General features: G+C 44.8%; 13 protein-coding genes. 11 read left to right on the top strand and 2 right to left on the bottom strand.

What is annotated here, in order from left to right:
* The first annotated feature begins 513 nt into the window (after positions 1 to 513).
* From AND4_RS07145 to AND4_RS07135, 3 genes are read left to right on the top strand one after another with little or no spacing between them, the layout of a single operon-like run.
* The gene (locus tag AND4_RS07145) at positions 514 to 2,226 is read left to right on the top strand and encodes a hypothetical protein (protein WP_043991532.1); all 1,713 of its coding nucleotides are present in this window, start codon (positions 514 to 516) and stop codon (positions 2,224 to 2,226) included.
* Between the two features lie 3 nt (positions 2,227 to 2,229).
* A complete protein-coding gene (locus AND4_RS07140) occupies positions 2,230 to 3,309 on the top strand; it encodes a hypothetical protein (RefSeq protein ID WP_009842271.1) in 1,080 nt (359 codons plus the stop codon).
* Positions 3,309 to 8,057: an OmpA family protein gene (locus tag AND4_RS07135; protein ID WP_009842270.1), complete on the top strand. Its 4,749-nt coding sequence runs from the start codon at positions 3,309 to 3,311 to the stop codon at positions 8,055 to 8,057. The genes AND4_RS07140 and AND4_RS07135 overlap by 1 nt, the downstream gene beginning before the upstream one ends.
* A gap of 167 nt (positions 8,058 to 8,224) precedes the next feature.
* On the opposite strand, the gene AND4_RS07130 is transcribed toward AND4_RS07135, so the two are convergent.
* Positions 8,225 to 9,853 (bottom strand): sigma-54-dependent Fis family transcriptional regulator, encoded by a 1,629-nt coding sequence (locus AND4_RS07130; protein WP_009842269.1) that lies wholly within the window; start codon positions 9,851 to 9,853, stop codon positions 8,225 to 8,227.
* A complete protein-coding gene (gene tssH, locus AND4_RS07125; RefSeq protein ID WP_043991547.1) occupies positions 9,840 to 12,518 on the bottom strand; it encodes a type VI secretion system ATPase TssH in 2,679 nt (892 codons plus the stop codon). Before tssH ends, AND4_RS07130 begins: the two co-directional genes overlap by 14 nt.
* A gap of 453 nt (positions 12,519 to 12,971) precedes the next feature.
* Here tssH and AND4_RS07120 point away from each other — a divergent pair, with 453 nt between their 5' ends.
* The 8 genes from AND4_RS07120 to tssA all read left to right on the top strand — a co-directional run bounded on the left by AND4_RS07120 (position 12,972) and on the right by tssA (position 23,272).
* Positions 12,972 to 13,490: an Hcp family type VI secretion system effector gene (locus AND4_RS07120; protein WP_009842267.1), complete on the top strand. Its 519-nt coding sequence runs from the start codon at positions 12,972 to 12,974 to the stop codon at positions 13,488 to 13,490.
* Between the two features lie 72 nt (positions 13,491 to 13,562).
* Positions 13,563 to 15,641 (top strand): type VI secretion system tip protein VgrG, encoded by a 2,079-nt coding sequence (gene tssI / locus AND4_RS07115; protein WP_009842266.1) that lies wholly within the window; start codon positions 13,563 to 13,565, stop codon positions 15,639 to 15,641.
* A complete protein-coding gene (locus tag AND4_RS07110) occupies positions 15,641 to 16,126 on the top strand; it encodes a hypothetical protein (RefSeq protein ID WP_009842265.1) in 486 nt (161 codons plus the stop codon). Before tssI ends, AND4_RS07110 begins: the two co-directional genes overlap by 1 nt.
* A gap of 76 nt (positions 16,127 to 16,202) precedes the next feature.
* The gene (locus AND4_RS07105; protein WP_009842264.1) at positions 16,203 to 17,522 is read left to right on the top strand and encodes a hypothetical protein; all 1,320 of its coding nucleotides are present in this window, start codon (positions 16,203 to 16,205) and stop codon (positions 17,520 to 17,522) included.
* The gene (locus AND4_RS07100) at positions 17,503 to 18,495 is read left to right on the top strand and encodes a DUF2169 domain-containing protein (RefSeq protein WP_009842263.1); all 993 of its coding nucleotides are present in this window, start codon (positions 17,503 to 17,505) and stop codon (positions 18,493 to 18,495) included. The genes AND4_RS07105 and AND4_RS07100 overlap by 20 nt, the downstream gene beginning before the upstream one ends.
* Positions 18,488 to 19,432, top strand: coding sequence for a hypothetical protein (locus AND4_RS07095; RefSeq protein WP_009842262.1), 945 nt, complete (start codon positions 18,488 to 18,490; stop codon positions 19,430 to 19,432). Before AND4_RS07100 ends, AND4_RS07095 begins: the two co-directional genes overlap by 8 nt.
* A gap of 235 nt (positions 19,433 to 19,667) precedes the next feature.
* Entirely contained in the window at positions 19,668 to 21,671 is a 2,004-nt protein-coding gene (locus AND4_RS07090) for a protein kinase (RefSeq protein ID WP_009842261.1), read from the top strand.
* Positions 21,671 to 23,272, top strand: coding sequence for a type VI secretion system protein TssA (gene tssA, locus AND4_RS07085; protein WP_009842260.1), 1,602 nt, complete (start codon positions 21,671 to 21,673; stop codon positions 23,270 to 23,272). Before AND4_RS07090 ends, tssA begins: the two co-directional genes overlap by 1 nt.
* Positions 23,273 to 23,275 lie beyond the last annotated feature (3 nt).

Below are 23,275 nucleotides of genomic sequence, written 5' to 3'. Positions count from 1 at the left end.
CCCAATTTAAGTATAGAGTTCTGCATTCGGTAGGGGACTACCGATCAGTTGTGTTTTCGTAATGACGTGGCACCAGCCTAGCATCACATCAAAGCGATTACGCGTTTTTGTGAGTGTGACACACACTCACTTTTTTTATTCAGACTTCCTCAGTAGCAGTAATTCACTTATTGTTACTGGGGAAGCGACATCCCTTCAAAGCCCTAGCTTACGGCCATCATCAACCAACCTCTATTTTGTTAACTTCCGTGCAAAAATAAAAAAATCCAAGTTGCTTAAAAACTGATTTATAGACGATCAAGGTGGTTAATTGGTATGAATCAGTAGTTAAAATCACTAAATGGCCTGTTGTTTTGCAAGAATGGAAGATTTTCTACTTCTCAGAAAAATTTCTATGTGATTGAATAATAGCAATTAAATTAGTAGCATTAGCACACCAAATCGTACTTGTAAGCCTTATCAGCTTAAACGTCACCGCAACCATATTTACGATGTTGGTTGTGGAGAATTCAAATGCATTTAGTTTGCAAATTTATACCTAGCTCGAAGTTTTCCTCCAACGAGCTATCTTATGTTCTTACACCGGACGAGTGTATAGGGCAGCTTTCGCGTGTGCGAAATTCAGAAGACATACTCAGAAATGTGCCGAGAGAACTTGCACAGAAGATCGCCATCTCTGGCAAAAAGTCTAGCTCTGGGATCCTTACGGCGATTCGAACCGAACTCGGCAAGGGAAACTGGGTTGCGTTGTCACCCGTCCCTCGCAGAACGCCGTTATCAGATACGCAATTACAGAGCTTTCCTAGGCTAAAAGCCCTAGTTGGGTCTGCTTCGTCGACAGGTGAGAGTAAAGTATTTAAAGCGGGTTATAAGCAAGTAACAGATGATGTTACCTTAGTGCGCAGCTACGCCCATGTACCTTATGAACCAAGCCCGGATCATAAAATCGTCGTTGAGTTTGCAGGGCAGTGGTCTAGCAACGCGGCATGCTTGATGTTAGGTAAAACCGACGTTCAAAAAGAAAAAATCACCGTAGGCAAGGCCGATACTGAAAACAAACACCGCAGCCTAGCGACATTCAAAGATCTCGAAACTGAGGGCAAAACGCTCTATATCAAAATCCCTTGTTCTGACCAGCCTCAGCCAATCTTGCTTAAACTCGCCGAAGACCTGCAACCCGTTGATAAAGAGACGCAGATGGATGAGTGGGATAACGTGTTGGTGCCGGTGCTGCCTATGCTAGAGGGCATAAATGGACATGAGTTGGTTGTAGAAGGTTATTTCTATGTAATCTGGAATAACAAAATTTGGCGAGAGGTTGAAGTTACACCAAAAGGCTACTTTGCTGATGTCGATTTAGAGTACTACAGAAATAATGATCCTGAATCCTCGATGAAAACACGACATGTCAACATTGATGGGGCAAACCTTGTACCAGACTACTACATTGGCGAAGAAGCATTTGAGATTTATCAATCCGGTCAGAAAGTGTATTCGGGACATCTAAGCCTTGATCAAGGTGCTAGGGTATTTCGCCTTGTAGATGAGGAAGTAGATGTTGTTTTTCCTGAATTAGATATTGATCCTATCACTGTTAAAACGGTGCTAAGCCCTTATAAAGTTGGCAAAGATGGTTTGCGTATTGCACAAGGTGTTCCTCTACCGCATATTTGGGTGCCATATAAAGTCGCGGGTGAAGTACAAGAATGTTATATCCATTATTCCGAGTTGGCTTTGACAAACACGGAACTGTCTGAGCTAGAGAGTGATCCTGCTTCAATTGCTAAGTCTCTTTCAGAGTTGCAAATATACTCCTCATCCCAAAGCTTTAATAATGCGGGTGAGAATATTATTCCAGTTTCCGGTACCGCATCGACAGGCATCGGCAGTGGAATCATCAACGAACACAAAGAAAGCAATATCGCGGGGCTTAAATTGGCTCCGAGAGGCACTTTGCCTTCTATACGTTACCTTCACGAGCCTTTGACAGATCAGCCGGACGATTTCTTTGGGCTTCGTAACATAGAACACGATTGGATTCACAAATCGTACTTTCGTTCAGCGATGAAAGACGACGATGGTTATATGACGCTGCGTTTTGCATTCCCGCCGGCAGAGGTCAAGAACGTCGATATTGTTCGAGGTGTTCATTCGAGCCTCTCCACCGGTAGCCAACGTCTTGTTGTTGTAGAAGAAAATGTACCCATTTCAGAATTGCTAGGTTAAACCATGAAAAAAATACTATTACTGTTACTTACTGCGTTATCGATAGCGGGTTGTAAAGATGACGGCCGCACTTACGTGGGTGAACATAACTACTACACCATGGAGCAGAGCAAGGTCCGTAAATCTGGCTCTGCGACTTATCAACAACGTGACTTTCCTCGTTACTTTATCCATCGTGCCAAAGAATGGCCAAGGGAAGATTTAAACGACGCGAGTTCTTACGATTTGCCACGCGTTCAGTTTACTTGGGCAAACTTATCAGACGATCAAGGATATGGACCAGACCCAATGTACGATGAGTACGAAGGGCGTGTAAAAGTTTGGAGTATGAAGACCGATGGTACGGACCTGCGTTTGGTGACGGATTTACCCTATCTTGGAAAGGCATCCAGCACTCGATACAAAACCAGTCGCTCGCCAAATAATCGTTACGTTGCCCTGAACTCCGGACCTGACATACATCTTTTTGATTTAAAAGAGCAAAAATTAATTGACTTGCCGCATCGTTTAGCTGGTATTCCGGGTTTCCTGTGGGCGGAAGATAGCAGCTACGTTTATTACCGCACGGGTAAGGTGGGTCGTGTGGTGTATAAGTGGGACATTGCTAAAGGTGAGGCGGAAAAGACCGATCTTTACATCAGTGATACTGGCTTTATAAAGAACGGGAAAAGATATCAGGTAAATGATTATGCGGCACTTGTTTACGATGCAAATACAAACAAAAAAGAAAAAATAGTTTATTGGGATAAGGAGTTAGCGACGAACAAATCTAAAGCGCATTACAAAGCGATAAGCCCTGAGGGGGACATTGTTTGGGCAGCTAATCGCGACTATCACAATGTGTTTGTTGTTGATCTGGAAAAAGGCAAACAGATCGAACGTGATGGGGCAATGCAATACGCCATTGGCCTAAATAATCGCTTCTCTTTAACGAATTACAACGCGATGCTTATGTCGGTGCAGAATAATCAGACTAAAAAAGCGTGGAGCTGGTCTCCGTTGGGTTATAGTCGCACAATAGATCCTGCCATTGTGTATAACCTTTCCGCAAACCAAGGTAACTGGTTCAAGGAGGCTAACTGATGGCTTTCACATTTGATAATGAAGTCTATCTGTTTGGTGCCTTCTTTACTGCAATAAAGATAGATGGTGTGGATGAATTCCCAGACTGGCATACCCAGCCCGATCTCACCCGAGTAAATGAGTTAACGGGTAAGATTCGTCCCATTCCTTTGACTCCAGTGATGGTCAATGCTCTCTCAGGAGGTGCACCCGCACTGTGGGGCACCACCAAAGAGGGGAAATTGGTCGAGTTAGGTTTAGGTGAGCCACCACAAGCTGCGGGTAATCAACCTTTATCGGGAGAAAAAGTCGATTCTGAAAGTTCAGTACCGAGCGATGTCGACAATTACGAAGTGCTCAAGTTGGGCAACCGACCGGAAGGGATCTGCAAAGGGAAAAGCTATGAATTAAGTTTTCCACCATTACGTTTGTTGGCGCAGATGATTGCGCCTCAGAATGATCCAGAAAGTACGGGGGGCGCAAAAGATCTGGCGAGCCATGCTGAAAACATCAAGCATTTTGCTAAGTACATTGATGATGGGACTAACGAAACAAACCAAACGGGGGTGCAGTTCCAGCTTACTGAAATTGCCCTGAGTCAACTGGCTCCTGCGTATATTGGGGGCGATCTTACGCCAGAGCAACAACGCTACAATAATTGGTTGAAGCGTCAGGAAAAAAGAAATCTACCCCTGAAAGGTTTTGTTGTGCCAAGGATGCACAGTTGTGCGGTACTGTTCACAGACAAGCTTTATGGTGGCGCTGAGGTTTCGTTGATTCGCCCAGTTCAAAGTATTCAGGCGGGTGATATAGAAAATGCAACTGAAGAAATTATCGCTGAAGGGACGGTCTCGGTAAAGGAGCCTTTGTGGGCGACAAAAACGGAAGGTAATGCAGTTTTACCAAGTGCATTGTTTAACCTCGATCCAAGCCAAGTTGAAGATGGTTTTTATTTGTTGCGCATCCAATTTTGGGAAGATGAATGGTTAGCATTCGATGAAACACGTAAGGTGTTACCCGAAAGTGTACTGAAGGCCAATGTCACAAAGCAGTTCATGAAACACCCTCAAACTGATGTGGAGCAGAATGTATATACTTATGAGCTGCATGAAAAGCTGACGTTTATCGAGACAGCGGGCATTGGCAAAATGGCGTGCGTGTGCGGTGACATGATCACCTTAGAGGAAGCACTCATCCAACAATTCCCTAATCAGTTGCCATCTTATTCAGACTATGCGACGAAGGGGTTAACCTATCAAACTAAGCAAAAACCGGGCGTCGCACCGTTATCTTTGCATGCTGCGATCAACAAAACCTACGAATCGTTGAGCAGTGACTTTCTCTCTATTGAGGGTGCCAAGCTAAATGGCCCACCTGCAGAAATGGCGAAAACCATCGGGCAGGCGCTATGGGAAAACAGTGAATCGGGGGCCTTACCTCCATTTCTGATGAGTGGTATCGCATTACATTCGGCACTTGCCGCAACCAGTGGTGTTAAAAAGAGCGTTAGCCTTGCAAAGATTTTTGCGCGTAAAGAGCTAACGCTGAAACAAGCACAAGCGTTAGTGTTTAGAAAGCATGTCATCGATATTCCTTATATCAAACGTGCTTTTAAAACTGCAGGCCCAGAGTCAAAAATCATGCGTGGCGTTGGACGATTAAGCAGTGATTTTTTGAGCGGAACAAATCGCGCACTACCAGCAATTGGAGTTATCGCAAGTGGCAAGGAAGCGTTAGATCAATATTCGGCGTTCTCTGAACAAATTCAAAATGCGAAAGAAGCGCAAGAAACTTTAAGTAAATACGCTGAAAACTATCTTTCTTCTTTAACGTTTGTTCGTCGCTTTGATAATCCAGAACATTGGCAAAAAAAGGCAGAAACGGTGCAGGAAGCACTTGGTAAAGAAGGGAATGCTCAGATCTTTGCTGATGGCCAAGGGGTCGTTGTTCGAATGAACTTCAAGTTTAACTCTGCTGAGTTTGAGAACGAAGTTCAAGTACTGCATATCGACTATATCGAAGTATGTAAAAAATTATGCCAGCTTTTATCCCAAAACCCTGATTACCAAGTTGCTATTATTGGCCATGCAGGGCCAATAGGAACGCATGAAAATAACTTAAAGATATCTAAAATGCGTGCGGATGTCGTTAAAGAGGCCATCCTCGCCAAAGCAAGCGGAGAAGAACGAGCGAACCTAGAATCAAGGTTGTGGATTGAATTTAAGGGTAAGTCACAACTGATTGATGATATCGACGGTTATGACGACGTCAACGACCGATCAGATAATGCCGATATCGCTGTCAACCGACGTGTAGAGGTAAGGTTGATCATCCCTGACTTCGCGGTTTCTCTACCACCGAGTCGGTCTGGGACGATGGCATTAAGTCGCGCGCATCAAATTTGGGAAGGGCATCAGCTTGCGGCAAAGGAAGCTGAAGATAAGATGATTCTTGCCGCCGTTGATGCAATGGCAAGCGTCGCAATCTGGACGCCTGCTGCACCAGTGGCTGCCTATTATTTTGCCGGTAAAGTGGGTGTGGATCTTTTGGGTGCTGCAACTGATTTCTATGGCGACCTTTTTGGTGATGCCACGTTTAAGGAGATCAAAGCTCAGTACAACAACAAAAGCATGCTAAAAACGCTCAGCAGTATCAATAAAGAACTTGTCTCATTGTATAAGGGGATCAGTCAAGATCTTCAACCTCAGATCATTGATGCCGTTGGCTTAGCCGACTTTCTTAAAAAACAGGCGAATCATGATGAGTTGTTGAAGCGCTTTTTGTTGCGCTCCTATGCTTTGAATTCTTTGATTGAGTTACTAACGCTTCTCCGCGCTAAGTGGAGCCTTACGGGTGACTTTGATGATTTCATTGAGGATTATCGAGTTGACGAGTTTATTCAGCTGTATGTCATGAGTGATAACTGGGAAATTCCAGTCAATGATGGCAATACGCTTGCCCTGAACTGGGTAAACCGTTTTAACAAATCTGGTTTGTTCTCTAACTCTGGCATCAATAGCTCGCTACAATGGAATTACGGTGAAAAAATAGGTGGTGCATTTAATACGGGATTCCCTGTACAAACACGTCTATTTTTGGACCGAAAATCAGATGAGTCCTTGCAAGAAAGTGCTTCTATCCGAGAAGGCCTAAAGGCATTTTGTCACGACTTCAACTTAGCCAAAGAAGAACTTGGACGTGATGATATAGAGTTCAGTCGCTTGCTGGTTCAAGACGGTGCTAAATGGACGCCATATGTAGAGTGGGCATTTGCGCAGAATGGACGAAAGCTACGCCCACAAACTCGCGTGAAACTACAGGTAGTTTTAAAAGACAATGTCTCATCTAAAACACTGTTTTTACAGGAGGTTGCTTATCGCGCAGCCGTTGTTGGCTTGGATTCTCACGGGCCAACCTTTGATGTATTGTTCACTAAAATGTACGCTTCTCAATTCGAAGACCCTGATAAAGCGATTAAAAAACACTTTAAGAATAAAGGTGCTAAGGATAAGGAATTGCATGGTCTTGAATTTGAGCCAACATATGGATTTGGTGAGTTTTTAATCCATGGCATCAAGCCGTTATGCCCAAATGTTAAAGTCATAGATGAGGTGAAAGCCTTCTTTACAGGTCAAAGCGTGTTTGAATATGTTCGAGACACTGGTGCTTTTGAGAAGATGAGATATGTCTTCTCACTAGGAGGACATGATTTGCTAGCGGGTAAGTTAGAGGGCTTGGGTACATATAAAAATTACACTCTAGATATTACTGAAGTTAACTTTGGTATCGATGGTCAAAGTCCTGCACAAGAAGCGAAAAACTTTAACGGTCGAACATTGGAAAAGACGAAACTCACAGACACTGACTTTTTGATCGAAGAGTTTGTCATGAGTGAGTCTGCATCATCTCGGGACAGCACACCGAAGGTGATCGATGGCAACCTTATTATTTTGCCTGGTGTTGAAATTGACGGTGACCTTGCTTGGGGTGAAGGCAATGCGAATAAACTGATAAGCAACAAGTTTGATTGGTCGAAAGAGCAACGGTTCTCACTTTGTTTTGCGGTGTTGGGGGATGATCGTGCGAGTGACGACTACGATACAATGTTACTCAACGCCATTGAGTGTGGGGTGAAACTGCAGATCAAAAATGGTCCAGTTAAACATGATGTGATGCATTATGCTGGAGTGGTCAACATTCGTTCTCGTCTTGTTACCGAGAAGTCAAATACTGGGTATAACGGAATAGAAACAAGAACCGTTTTTGATCTAGAGCTTGACGATAGCGACGCTACTAAGCGTACAGGTCTGGAGCAAAGCGCCGTTCAATTTATTGATCAGAATGACGCTAATTTCTCCGGTTTATTAACTTCAAGCGAGAAAAAGCACCTTTATATCATTCGCTTTGATTACTCTTATGTGTCGCCTACAGGCAAATTAGTTAATGGTTTAAGACCTTTTGGTGATGTTTTAGATGGTAATAATCTAAAACCTATCAGACTCGAGTTGGCTTCATTTGAGCAAATGGATGTGAGTGAAGGTTATGAACTACCGAAGTTTGAGCTTCGAGTTCCTGCGGTGAAAGACTTCATGGCGTGTAAGCCATGGATAGAAACGGTTGAAAAGGAAAAGGCGACAAGTGAGGCGAATCACTTGCACTGGAAAAACCTAGAGGTACAGAACGAGCAGAAACGATACGTTGAGAACTGGATAACGAAACAAGCGTCTTCGCTTAATGCTCCGGAAATCGCTCTTTTACAGGCAAAGTAACAAATAAAAAAACCGCCTTCGGGCGGTTTTTCTTTTCTTATCAATGCAACCGAAGTAAAATTTTCTCGCTTCTCGCTTCTCGCTTCTCGCTTCTCGCTTCTCGCTTCTCGCTTCTCGCTTCTCGCTTCTCGCTTCTCGCTTCTCGCTTCTCGCTTCTCGCTTCTCGCTTAACCCGCTGCAGAAATATCGTATTTCTTCATCTTGTGGTTGAGTGTGCTCATCGGCAGTGCCAATTGCTCGGCCGCTTTCTTGGTGTGCCAATTACAGGCATTTAAGCAGTCGATGATCACAGTGCGCTCGTATTGGCTGACCACGTCCTTGAGGCCGATTGAAGCGTCTTCCAAGTCCGCTTGTACAGGCTCGTATTCAGGTTGCTCTTGAGGGAGCGTTGCCGCTTTTTCCTCAACAACTGGCAGATCCTCAGGGATTTGCTCACCAAACTCGATGTGAGTGATGGTTTCAAAATCAGACAGCAGTACAGAGCGTTCGATGATGTTTTTCAGCTCACGTACATTACCTGGGTATTTATACGCAAGAAGCTGTTTACGCACGTTGGCACTTAGCCCCGGTGCTTGCGGTAAGCCTAGGGTCTTGGTGGTATGCTGCACGAAATGCTCTGCGAGAGGAATGATGTCCGATTCACGTTCTCTCAGCGGTGGTAGCGTAATCGGGAATACGTTTAGACGATAGAACAAGTCGGCACGGAATCCGCCATCTTTGATTTGTTGCATAAGATTACAGTGCGTGGCTGCAATAACTCGTACGTCCACCTCAATCTCTTGACTGCTTCCGACCGGGCGAACTTTGCGCTCTTGCAGTACGCGCAGCAATTTAGCTTGCAGCAGCATTGGCATATCGCCAATCTCGTCCAAGAAAAGCGTGCCGCCGTTGGCTGCTTCAAATAAGCCGATTTTGTCTTTATCCGCGCCCGTGAATGAGCCTTTCTTATGCCCAAAAAGCTCCGATTCCAACAACTGTTCCGGAATAGCCGCACAGTTTTGGACGATCAAAGCTTGGTCTGCTCGATTGGAGTGCTCGTGAATGTATTTTGCGATCACCTCTTTTCCTGCACCGGTTTCACCGCGCAACATAACGTCAACAGGAAGAGATAAGACCTTATCAAGACGATTCAGGACATTGAGCATTTCTTCGCTCTGTGCAATGGGGCCTTGGTAGGTTTTCTGAGTTCGCTTTTTGAGCTGTGTGTTCTCCCGAACGAGAGCCTGATTGTCTGCACTGAGGTCTTTGATCACTTGGCCGTATTGCTCTAGCCATACCGCTTGGCGAATATGACATGCGGCCATGCGGCAAAACTCGGTAAGCGCAGCCTCGTTGTCGATAACACTTAAATCGAGCAACACTAACAGTCCAATGGTTTTATTTTCGCTGTCAATCAGTGGCCAAGCCAGTAAGTTCTCGCTCTTTAAGCCAAGTATTTGCTCGCTTTGATAAATGCTTTCGCAGTCGTAACCGTTGTACTTATACAGCTCGTCGATCAACACCACCTCGCCATTACGAATCGCAAAGTTAAATGGGTCGTTTTCACTGGCCGAATCTAATTGAAGCGGTTCCCAAGGATGGGAAACAATCGTTTTTTCGTTATGGTGAGCGGTACTCGGAATCAACGCCTGACCAGTCTGCTCCAAAACGTAAATGATGCCATGTTTCGCGAAGGTCATTTGTCTCGCGGCGGTTAACACGGCATCCAATGTTTGAGTCAGCTGACTGCGATCAGCCAAAGACTGGCTGATCGCGAGTAGGGCGTTGCTAAGTTCGCTATGATTAGCTGAACGCATAGGTTAGTGTTCCCTGCTCATCGACAGAAACTGCGATTTGCGTGTGTGAGTCATCCTTGTCATGCACTAATAGTTGAGTCGATAGCTGAGGCAGTAACTGACGGTTGATCACCGCGTCAATGTTACGTGCGCCTGTTTCAGCAAGGCGGCAGTTGCTCAGAACGAACTCAACCAAGCTCTCTTCGTAGCTCAGAGACAACTTATGATGGCTCTGTAGGCGCTGAGAAACTTTGTTCAGTTTGTGGTGAATAATTTCTGTCATTGCTTCGTCGGACAGCGGCACAAATGGCAGCACTGACATACGAGCCAACAGCGCCGGCTTGAAGTGCTGATTTAACGTTGGGCGGATGGCTTCAGCGATGATGTTGGCATCGATGTCTTTTGACTGATTCACCAAAGATTCAATCTCATGCGTTGCTAGGTTGCTGGTCATGATGATCAACGTGTTCTTGAAGTCGATGGTGCGGCCTTCACCGTCGTTCAGCGTACCTTTATCGAACACTTGGTAGAACAAGTTCAACACTTCCGGATCGGCTTTTTCAACTTCATCAAGCAGAACAACAGAGTAAGGACGTTGACGAACCGCTTCTGTTAGCATGCCGCCTTCACCGTAGCCTACGTAACCCGGAGGTGAACCGATTAGGCGTGATACCGTGTGCTTCTCTTGGAACTCAGACATGTTAATTGTGGTCATAAAGCGCTCGCCACCAAACATTTGATCCGCAATCGCACGAGCGGTTTCAGTTTTACCCACACCACTTGGACCAACCAGTAGGAATACACCTGTTGGAGCATCTGGGTTACCTAAGCCTGCTTTTGCGGTTTGAATGCCTTCAGACAACGCATCGATTGCGAATTCTTGGCCTTTAATGCACTGCGAGAGGCTTTCTTTTAGTTTTAGTGTGGTTTCCGCTTCATCTTGCAGCATCTTACCCATCGGAATGCCTGTCCAATCTGAGATGACGTGGCTGACTTCATCTGGGCCAACTTCAAAGTGAACCAGTGGGTTACCATCGCGAATCGCCTCTAACTGCTCTTGGCAAGCTGAAATGGCAATGCGAACCGCTTCTTCATCCATCTCTGCGTAAGGAGAAACGTCTTGTTCTTGCTCAGATTCTTCTTCAGTGGCCAGCTCTTCTTCATCTGCTTGACCAAAGACCAGTTCATGCAAACGAGAACGCAGAGCAATCATCTGTTGGATTTGCTCTTTCTCTTTGTGCCACTGTGCTTCTTGCTCTGCGAGTTCTTCTTTTGTTGCTTCCATCGCCAGTTTGAGATCAGGAATGTTAGCAAGGCTGTGCTTGTCGCCAGTTTGTTGCAGGGCATCACGCTCAAGTGCTTCAAGCTCACGTTGCTGAGCCGCAAGTTCTTGCTGAAGGGTTTCTACAGAAGCAGGAATGGCATTAAGACTGATGTTGACTCTTGCACATGCTGTATCTAATACATCGATGGCTTTGTCTGGTAGTTGACGGCCAGAGATGTAACGAGCAGAAAGTGCGGCCGCTGCGGTGATGGCGTCGTCACGTACGTACACACTGTGTGATTTCTCGTACGCCGGACGCAGACCACGGATGATCAACGCGGCTTGCTCTGGCGACGGCTCATCCAGCTTAACCAGTTGGAAACGGCGCGCAAGTGCAGGATCTTTCTCGAAGTACTTTTTGTACTCTGACCAAGTTGTCGCTGCAATTGTCTTTACTTCGCCACGTGCTAGGGCTGGCTTTAACAGGTTAGCGGCATCGCTGCCACCTGCTTGGTTGCCGCCGCCTACAAGCGTGTGCGCTTCATCGATGAAGAGAATAATCGGTGTAGGTGAGTTTTTTACTTCATCTAATACGGCGTTTAGGCGCTTTTCGAATTCACCTTTTACGCTGGCGCCAGCTTGCAGAAGGCCCATATCTAAACCGTAAAGCTCAACGCCTTTCAGATTGTCAGGCACATCGCCTTGCACGATTTTAAGCGCCAAGCCTTCCACGACTGCGGTTTTACCAACGCCAGGCTCACCGACGGCGATAGGGTTATTTTTACGGCGACGAGCCAGAATATCGACGATTTGACGAATTTCTTGATCACGACAGAAAACAGGATCAATTTCGCCTTTACGCGCTTTGCCTGTGAAGTCGGTGGTGAACTTGCTTAGTGCCGAGCCATCTTCGCGCGCTTGCGTCTTCTCTGATGTGGCGACTTGCGACTCGATAGAGTGGTTAGTTAGCTCAGCAAAGTTACGTTTAAGGCTGTCTGGATTGACGGCTTCTAGGATCGAAGCGTAGCCGTGTTGGCCATAACGCAAAGGGTTACTAACAAGCGTTAGCAGCAGGGCTCCAGAGCGAATCTGTGTTGCGGATAGATCTAAAGAAGAAACCAGCCAGCTTTCTTGTAACCATTCAATTAATAAAGCAGAAAAAACAGGTTTGCTGCCATTTCCTTTGGCGTTGGTATCGAGTGTGGATCGAACCGACTGTCTTAATAAGTTCTCAGAACAATCAAAATGACTTAATAAGACGTCAAAATCACTATTTGGCCTTTCTAATAGGCTCAGTAAATAATGCTCAATTTGAACTTCTGTTGCTTTTTCAGAAACTGCAAGTGCAGCTGCATCTTCTAATGCCACTTTTGCAATAGGGTGTAGACGCTGAATTAATGAAGAAAGGTTTATATTTATCATAGCCATTTTATTCTTTAGAGGAAAAGAGGTAGCCGCTATTATACTAAAAGTGTTAACACTCGTTTTCTTTCAAGATATTTTGACTATCATTTGTTGGTGGTTTTTATGGCCAGATTGGTGTGAATGTTTGCTTTATTTAATCTATTTCTGTTGTTTAGAATTAATTGCTTGTTAAAGTAACCAAATAGCTAGTTATATTAACTTTATTCTGCTCTTGGTATATGGTTATTTTCACTTTTTATCAGCGAAACAATTTATTATTATTTATTTCCAATTTTTTGGTTTTTTATCCAATAAATTGTACTTAATAAATTGATTAATAAGGCTGATTTTTGGTAAGTTGTTGTTATTTAATGGTTTTAAAGGTTGGCACGGTGTTTGTATATACTAAGCAGTCGCGGTGATAAGCGATTTGGTGATTAAACAAATACAGATTTAAAAAAGGAAATAAGAATGCCAACTCCAGCATATATGTCTATTAAAGGCGAAACTCAAGGTCACATCACTCAAGATACTTACTCTGCGGATTCTGTAGGTAACACATGGCAAGAAGCTCACGTTGATGAGTTCCTAGTTCAAGAGCTAGACCACGTACTAACAGTACCACGTGACCCACAAAGCGGTCAGCCAACTGGTCAACGTGTACACCGTCCAATCGTGGTAACTAAAGTTCAAGACCGTTGTTCTCCACTACTATTCAACGCACTAGTATCTGGTGAAAAACTTCCTGAGTGTGTAATCCGCTTCTACCGTACTTCAGTTCAAGGTAAGCAAGAGCACTACTACTCAATCAAACTGATTGATGCACTACTAGTAGACATCCAAACTCGCATGAACCACTGTCAAGATGCTGCAACTTCAGATCGCGTGACAGAAGAAGTTCTTAAGCTGACTTACCGTGCAATCGAAGTGACTCACGAAAAATGTGGCACTGCGGGTAACGACGACTGGCGTGCTCCACGCGAAGCATAATTGCTTTTTGCGTAAAGATTCAGGGCCAACATTTGTTGGCCCTAATTCGATTATTTGTATCAGGTAAAAGATATGGTGAATGACGTAGAATTTAAATTTAAAGTGCCAGGGTGTGGGCACGACTTTCGTGTAGAAAGCTTTCAAGTGAATGAAGAGCTTTCTAAGCCTTTTCACATCAGTCTCTCATTACTTTCACTTGATCCAGATATCTCTTTCGATAGCCTAATTCGAAAAGCAGGCACTCTGACTCTTTATGGACAAGGGCTAGGGGCTGCACGTGTGTTTAATGGTGTGGTCAATGAGGTTCGTTACCTTGGCACAGGCCGCCGTTTCTCTCGCTACCAACTGATTCTGGTTCCTCAGGCTTGGTTTTTATCTCAGCGTCAAGACTGTCGTATTTTTCAACAGAAATCTGCGCAGGATATCATTACCGAAGTACTGGACGATGGCGGTGTAACGGACTACCGATTTGAAGTCTCTGGTATTTACCCACCAAAAGAGTACGTCCTACAATATCGTGAATCTGACCTTCAGTTTGTTCAACGAATGATGGCCGAACATGGTATGTGGTATTACTTCGATCATTCTGACGCCAACCACACCATGGTGATTGTTGATAGTAACGATGCCATTGTGCCTTTGGTGAGTTCGCCACTTAATGCTTCCTACCTTGGTCCAATCGTCTTCCATGCGGATGGTGGCGGTGTGGCTGATCGTGAGCATATTTCTGATCTTGAGCTGGTAAACCGAGTGAGAACAGGTCAGGTTACCTACACAGACTACAACTACGAACAGCCTAAGATCCCGCAAGAGATGACCCACACGGGTGCTCTTGATAATGACTTGAAGCAGTTTGATTATCCTGGCCGTTATGTTGATCCTGCAATGGGACAGGTCAGAACCACTGAGTGGATGTCAGAGCATATTGTTGACAATCAACAAGTTGAAGCAAGCAGTGATGTGATGCGTTTAGCGTCTGGCTACAGTTTCAATATTAGCGATCACCCTCGCTCTGAAATTAACCGTGACTACATTATGTTATCGGTCATGCATACAGGACAAGATCCTCAAGTGCATGAAGACGAAACGAGTGGCATGCCAACCACTTATTATAACCAGTTTTCTTGTATCTCTCGTAATGTGATATTTAAAGCGCCTAAGTTGGCGGCACCTGTTGTAGACGGCCCGCAAACCGCAGTCGTGGTTGGCCCTGCAGGCGAAGAAATCTATACCGATAAGCTTGGACGAATCAAAGTCCAGTTCCACTGGGATCGTTACGGAGATAACGATGAGCACGCAAGCTGCTGGATTCGTGTTAGCCAATCCATGGCGGCGCCAACGTGGGGTGCGGTTTATTTGCCACGCATTGGTCATGAAGTCGTGGTTACTTTCCTTGAAGGGGACCCCGATCGCCCTCTAGTGACGGGAGCGGTATATAATGGTCTTCATTTCCCTCCTTACTCTTTGCCAGAGAACAAAACTCGAACCACGTTCCGTACGCAAACGCATAAAGGAACTGGCTACAACGAACTGAGTTTTGAAGACGAGGCGAATCAAGAAGAAGTCTATATTCATGCTCAAAAAGACATGTCGACCAAAGTACTCAACAACCGATACCGCGATATTGGTCAAGATGAGTTCTTGAAGGTTGCGCGTCATCAGACTAATGAAGTACATGGTGATCACAAAGAAACCATTGACGGTCACAAAACAACACAAGTAAACAGCACCTTTACCGAGACAGTAGAGCAAGACGTTACCGTTACTTACAACGCTAATGAAACTCAGTACGTGAAGAACAACTCTGATTTGGAAATTGGTGATAATCGCACGACCAAGATCGGCAAGAACGACGACTTGGATGTGGGTGAAAACAGTAATCTGACGGTTGGTGCTTCAAAGAGCTCAGACATTGGTGCAGACGACAATCAAACGGTGGGTGGTAACTTAACGGTATCGGTGAAAGGCAATACATCTTACAAAGCCGATGGCGCGACACAAATCATCAGTGGTGACAAGATTGTACTGAAAACTGGCGGTTCTTCTTTAGTGATGAACAGTGACGGTTCTATTCAGCTTTCAGGGGCCTCAATCACCATTGAAGGTAGCGATAAGGTCGTCGTGAAAGGTGGTAACGTAGCGATTAACTAATGATGGAAAAACAAACTCTTATCACAGAAACCATCACGAAACAGCAAGCCGAAACAACGGCTTGCTTTTCGCGTTTTGGAACCATAGTCGCCATCAACGAATCTACGGGCAGTGTCCGGGTTGATTTTGAAGGCAATCCATTTAAAAAGCCGCTAACAGCAAGATTAGGGCGGGGCTTTCGCCGCTCTGAATTGCAAATGGCCATAGATAACAAGATGAATTGTCGAATTGAGTTTTTGAACGACGATTTAAGCTTGCCTCTCGTGACGGATATTTTCTTTTCCATCTTAAACGACGCCGATGAATTCGTATTGAGAGCCAAAAAGATGGTGATTGAAACGGAGCAAGAACTGGTTGTCAAAAGTGGTGATACTGAAACTCGCTACAGCGGACGTGATGGCAGAATTACTACCAAAGCAAAGTACGTCACTTCGCAAGCAGAAAAAGCACAAAAGATTCAGGGCGGAACGGTCGCAATTAACTAGTTACCTCGGGTTAACTGATAAGCATCGTGTTAACCAATTGCAACCACGTTATCGAACGCTAATAACGGATAAGTAGATGCGACAAAGAATTGGTGTCGAGCACTTGCAGGCACCCATAACCAATCAAGAAGTTGAAAGTGCGTTGGCGAAAGCTGAATGTGCTGTTAAGGACCTTTCCCAATTACCTGTGACTTGGCTCGGCTTCTGCAATGAAAAACTTGCTGTTGCTTCAGAGAGCCTTGGTTTCTTGATCAGGCAGCGTGTCCAGATTTATAAACGGGGTTATCCGAGTCGCGAGTTGGATAACCTCAAATTGATCGAGCTCCAAATTCAAGAGCTCAAACAGGCGTACTTGTCGTTCTATCGGTTAGCGCCAGGTTTGATTCATCAGTTGAGAGGTCAAGAGCCAGAAATTTACGCTTGGCTCATGCTTCAAGGCGAACTGGGGTCCGATCTTGATAACCTCATTTGTGGATTAAGCCTGCTTGAATCGCTGAATAATCACACCGCGATGGTCATTGCCGTGCAATCGCCTGTTGAGCACATTGATAGCGTGATGTCTGAGCTGATCGAGGGGAAAGCGAATTCCAGCGTGTTTTATTTTGAATGTTTACGTATTCGTCAAGCATTGAGTGTTGCCTTGATTAAGCGTTGGCACAAAGCGGAAATCATCCGTGCTCATATTGCGTTACCGCTTCTGGCATTACAGGATGTAGAAGAGGGCATTGAATGGCTTAACGATCATGCCAATGCTGAAGAGTATTTGTTTGAACGTTTGATTACAAAACGTGACAGGGGAACTTGGTTCCGCCAGAGTTTTGGTATTGAGCCAAGTGCTTTGCCTTCCAAACGCGTACTGACTTTTGCCAAGTTATTGGAGTTAAGGGAATTTGAAGCGTTTGATATCTCATCGTCATTAGCGCCTGTCGATTTTGCATTGTGTGGCGATTGGAAATTGGTGCCGCAGATCATCGAATACCTAGAAAACCAACAAGAAGTTGATGGTGAAGTTTGGGTTCAGGCGTTATACGTCGTGTACGGGAAATTACTGCCTCTCACGCCACAGGACGTTGGCGTTAAGTATGAGTGGGAGGAGATAATCGACTTGCTCAATGAGTGGGTTGAAGACGAAAAGCACGTTCAAAATCTGCCAAGCCGTTTGGGTTTTGCGTTGAGCTTCGAATCCACACTTGCAGCAATGCAAGATGCTAACGTCAATATGATGTTCCGAGATTGGCTATGGCGACAAATCTGCATTCAATCCAGAGCGTACGTGCATTGGGACATGGCAATGCCGATTCATCAGCAAGACTGGAATTTCAACAATCTCAAGGCGGCCCCTTCCGCAAGCGAACGATTCAACGTAAGGAACAACAATGCAGTTATGGGATATTGAAGCGCACCCAGAGTTATCACTTAAAGGCCGTTTCCAGCGTGACGAAAATGGTGATGAAGTTTGGGTAGTGGTCGCTAAACGTAGATGGCAGTTTGATGGTGTAGTTTGGCATGAGTTAGAGGAGAGCGAAATCTTCGATGACCCACAATATTTGGGTGAAGAAGGCTTTTCTGCAATGAAAGTTGATCATGAGTTCGCTTATACCAAGACCAATACCGATGTACTTGTTTACGGTAAAGCGCGTAGCTATGCGAAAAAGCCTGTCACTTACCAAGAGTGCCGAGTGTTGATTGACGGACATATAGATAAAACGCTCGCGATTCACGGTGAGCGTGTTTGGGTAGAGCATGGTGGGAGCATTACACCAAGTAAGCCTATCCCATTTATTGAAAAAGACATTGACTACACATGTGCGATTGGCGGCGACTTGCGTAACCGTATAGGTGGTGGTGTTGCGGATTCCAACAAAATATTGCTTGAGCAGCAAGTACCTTCGGTTTTCTATCCGAGAGAGGAATGGAGCGCTACGTCGAAAAATCTTCGAGTAGCGGGCTTCGGGCCTTTGCCTCCGTTTTTCGGGGCTCGGCAAAAATTGGCAGGCACCTTTGATGAAGATTGGATTGAGAATCGCAAACCTATGCTCCCACTTGATTTCGATAAACGCTTTTTTCAAAGCGCCCCTGCTGATCAGCAATGCAAGGGTTTCCTTAGCGGTGGTGAGCGTTTGATGATGAGTGGTTTTTGCCACGATGACACGCTTTCATTCCGCATCCCGAAAGAAAAATACCGTGCGATCGCCACCTTCAAAAATGACAGTTATCAAGTGGATATGGCGATGTATACCTTGTTTGTTGATACCGAAGAGAAAACCCTATCAATCAGTTACACCGCTGCATTCCCTTGCCAAGGCAAAGAACACTTGTTGGTGTCGACATCGATTACCAAGCTAGAAGAGGTAAGTGAGCATGCATAACTCAACAGGGCGATACGTGTTAGGTATGGAAGTCATGACGCCGACAGGAATGAACTTGGACATTGCAAGCAGCGTTGCAAATGCTGATTTAGCTATATTTGACCAAGTGGTTGGTGAAGACGGAATTGAGCGTTTTACGTTTGCTAAAATCGAATACACAAAAGAGTGCGGCTTATTTGAAAAAACCAGTGAGTTAATTGCGAATTTATTGGACTCACTCTTGGCCCAATTACCGCGTACTTTGAAGCCGATTCCGTTGCTCATTGCTGTGCCGAGATCCATTTCATTAGTGAAGATCCAAGAATGGCTTGGAGAAAGTGATTATTCTGATTATCTTTCTGTTGTAGAAGCTGTACATGCAAGTGGTCCTAGTTTGGTATTTCAGGCGATGAAGTCATTGGATAAATACGATGCCATGATGTGTATTAGCGTCGACTCTATGGTTGATTCGATGCAAAACCTCATCGATGATGCCATGGTAATGAGCACCAATAATCCGTGGGGAGTGATTCCCAGTGAGGGGGGGGCTGGTGTCATTCTTTGTCGCAGAAATACGGTAGAAACACTCAAACTCAAGCCACTAGCACAACTTGGCTATATTGATACAGAGTTGGATACTTCAGACAGAAGAGGCATGTATCGTCTTGTACAGCGCGCGAGTAAAAAGCTGGATTCTTTCGGTGAAGTGTATTCCGATATGACGAACCTGCGTGCGCACAGTGAAGACTATGGCTTCGCACTAGGTGCCAAAGCTGAACGATTTACGAACCCTGAACAACCTCGGCTTATCAATGAGTTATGGGGAACAATGGGGAGCTCTTCTTCGCTTGCGTTACTCGCATTTACAGTTAAAAACCATCATTTTAATCAAGCTTCGTCATTGTTGATGTTTGATTTTAATGGCGATAAAGGACTACTCCAATTACTGGCGTGCTAGCGTCTGGAATCACGATAATCTTATTGAAATCGCTGTCATCATTTCAGCTTGATATTTAATACCAAAAAACAGAATGACCGATGTAGTGAAAGCGTAAGTCAAAGAGTCTAATAACTTAGTAATAATAACTAAAGTAATAGACTTACTGTTCGTTTTAAATACCAGCCTTGAAACAAGGATGTTCCAGCAAATATCATTTCGCACTAATAATACTTGTTCGATAAAAGAGTGCAAAGTGTCTGATAAGCAGGGAGCGGCCAAGGGATATATTGATCAATTGGTTGTCAAAGCCATTGAAAAAAAGAAATATAATGAGCTAAAGGCTGTACAGAGAAACAAGCCCAAGCTTGAGTACGTGCTTTTTTCGCAATTTGACGTACTAGACACCTTGCCGTCGAAAAATGGTAGAACCACCATTTACCATCTCGCCAAAAAAGGCCAGCCGGAAAAACAGATCTGTTGTAAAGTTGTCAACGAAGACGCGCCAGACGTTGCCGCTAAAATGTTGATCAATGAAGCGAGCAGATTAGAGCTTTCTCAACATCCTAGCGTTGCGGATTTTATTAAAATCGGTAACGAATTCGAACGCCCATACTTGATGTACCAGTGGATCCAAGGTGAGTCATTGGCCGAGAAAATGGCGCGTCATTCCTCTAAAGGTTTCCGCCACGACCACATTGCTTGGTTGGTGTATCAACTCGCTGGTGCGCTAGAATTCATGCATACCCGTGGTATCTGTCACCTAGATATTAAACCATCGAATGTGCTGGTCAGCGAAGGCGATTACGTTAAGCTGATTGACTTTGGTGCCGCGCGTTATACCGGTGAAGCTGAGTCTCATGCTGAAGCGAGCTTGAGTTACGCGTCACCACTGTATCTTGAGACAGGTAAAACTGAGCCACAAGACGATGTATATTCACTTGCACTCTTGACGGGGCATCTGTTTATCGGATCTATTTTTGGCGACTCTTGGCACAAGCAATTGAAGGAACGAAAGCGACCGGCATTAATACCAAATCATATTTGGAAGCTGCTCAAGCAAGTCATTAATAATCCAAGAGGGCATGGCTATACGGCTATTTCTTTTGCCCAACAACTTGCGCGAATTGATACTCAATCGATCGATTCACAATCTAATGCGCCTATTTTTAGTAGCTTGCGTAATGCCGATCTATTACTGACGCGCTGTAAACCACAAGATAAAAGAAGCTATGGTCGTTTTAAACTCCTTGAAGCAAGTCTTGTATTAAGTGTTATGGCAGTAACTGGCCAATATTTTTACGAACAAAATCAACCCGAATGGAAAACTATCGTGAAATCGGAACCAAAGATTTCACCGACGGGCACACCTTTGCAGAGCACTATTAAGCCTGCTCAGACCGCTTCTTTCTTGGGTCAACCGCCTTGGGCAATTGAACAGGCGCTTAATGATATGGAAAAAGACGTGATGTCGACAGCACCATATCGTGAAGCGTATCAAGTACAGCAAAAGAAGTTGTCTAAGTTGTACAAAAAGAATCAAGCTGAGTTGACCGCCTATCAAGCCTTGGCCAACGAATTACCAAAAACCTTGGTTGATCTGCGTAAAGAGCTCGTCACTTTGCGTGAAAAGTTGGTCGATGATGGGGCACTGTTTCCTTATACCGATATAACCCTAACCAAAGTCATGGCAGGTTTGAATACGGCGTCGGTAAACTCGACGAAGATCTCGGCACTCGTGGGAAGCAAAGACGAACAGATTACTAATTTGATCCTTGATGGTGAAGTGAAGCTCGCAGAAAAAGAAATGAAAGCTGCTTGGTTATTAAACCAGTCTGAGGCGTATTTCTACAGCCAAGTGTTGCCAAATAAAGTCATGAAAAATATCAATGACTCTATTGAGAAACACGCAAATGATCATTATTACACTCAAGCTATTGAAGAAGCGAAAGCAGCGAAGGCGTACTTCGGCAATACGCCAGAATTAACAAAAAAAGTAAAAGACCTGATCGTCGCTCGTAGCGAATATATTCTATTTAGCACGGTGACTGAGCAAGCCTTGTTTGACAAACAAAAATTGCACGATTCCCTCAATGATCTTGAGCGAAATGCGCCGAGAAAATTTGGCGAGATCACGGATTTACTTGAGAGCATGGCAACGGACTCAATTGATAAGAGCCATCAACTCTCTCGTCCCGCACGTGGTGCTATCGCCGTTGAGCGTGCAATCAGGGATTACCAAACAGAAGGGAGAAGCTAATGTCAGTTATCGACATCGAACGTTTGCTTGCTCCTATCTCAGACGCTTCACCTGTTGGTGAAGATGCTCGTTACGAGTTTTGCTACGAAATGATGGAATCTGAAGTAAAGAAGTTCGGATCTTTGTTCGGTGAAACCGTCGATTGGGCTGTCGTAAAAACACATGCGTCCGAGGTGCTTGGTCATCACAGTAAAGATTTAAAGGCCCTTTGTTACCTAATACGTGCGCTAACTGAAGAATCTGGTCTAGAAGGCTTTGAGCAAGGCCTTAAGCTGCTCAATCAGTCTCTTACTCAGTTTGGCAGCGGGCTATACCCTTCACGCAAACGTGGCAGGGATGGTGCAGTTGAATGGTTGAACCACCAGTTCAAATTGGTGAGCAGTCAGTTAGCAGAAAGCCCTCAGTCTTGGGAGTTGGTTTCGAGTTGTATTTCTACTGTTGAAGAAGCGCAGCGTCAGTACGACGATATCTATCAAGACTCAGAAGCTGACTTTTTTGAGATCCGTACGCAGCTCAATATGTTATCGCAACAATCTATGGTCGATGTTCAGAGCGATGATGTAACGGCAACGGATTCTCAACCTGTACAGGCTACTTCAACGACTGCGAGTCCTGCACAATCTGAAGCGGTTAAATCGGTAGTGAGCCCGACCAAGCAGGAAGAGCCTCAAAGTGTTTCAACTGAGTCGTTGCCAGCAGAACCGAAACCGGCGCCGATTAAGAAGGCCGTCATTAAAGAAGTCGATATTGATACCGACTTTTCTTCACCTTCGGCTTCTAAGCGCACATTGAAGAAAGTGGCTGAAACTATGATTCACGCCAATCCAAGTGAACCGCTTGCTTACCGAATCTATCGTCATTTAACTTGGGATGACATTGATGGCCTTCCTGATCATCAAAACAATCAAACGCCTTTGAGCTTGGCCGTATCCTCAGATCAACAAGCAGATTATCGCGACAAGGCCAATCAAGAAAGCGACATCGAAACGATCAAGCGCTTAGAGCGGACATTGACCGATGCGCCATTTTGGCTGACGGGTCATTATTTTGTGTACTCGATGCTAAATAACTTGGGCTTCGATGATGCAGCGTTAGCGGTGAAACAAGAAGTGAGGCGCTTTGTTGATACGTTAGAGGGCATTGAGCACCTCTCCTTTAAAAATTCTATACCATTTGCAGACGAAGCAACTTTGATCTGGTTATCGACTCAAGATGTGACTTCTTCGGCTTCTCAACCTGTTTTTCAAACGGTTGTGATATCTGAAGAAGATTCGTTGCCGATGGAGGATATCACTCTAGAAAACCTAGGGGAATATGCCGCAGAACTTGCCCGTAAACTCGAGCTGGATAGCTCGGGACGCGGGCAGTTTATGCTGTATTTACAATTGATAGCAGCTTACCAGTCTGTTGGATTATACCCGTTGTGTCTGCCTTATCTTGAGAAGGGTTGGGAAGTACAAAAAGCGTTTAATCTTGCGAGCTGGGAACCCCACTTATCGTCACAGTTAGAAGACCTGATTCGGAAAACACTCCATCCGTTATTCAGAAGTAAGGATCTTTTACCTGAGAAGTACGAAGAGTGGAAAGCAATTTATGACTAATTA

It is taken from the genome of Vibrio sp. AND4 (assembly GCF_000171815.1).
Classification (GTDB): Bacteria; Pseudomonadota; Gammaproteobacteria; order Enterobacterales; family Vibrionaceae; genus Vibrio.
Note: the sequence above shows the minus strand (reverse complement) of the source record. Positions and strands in the feature narration are given on the sequence as shown.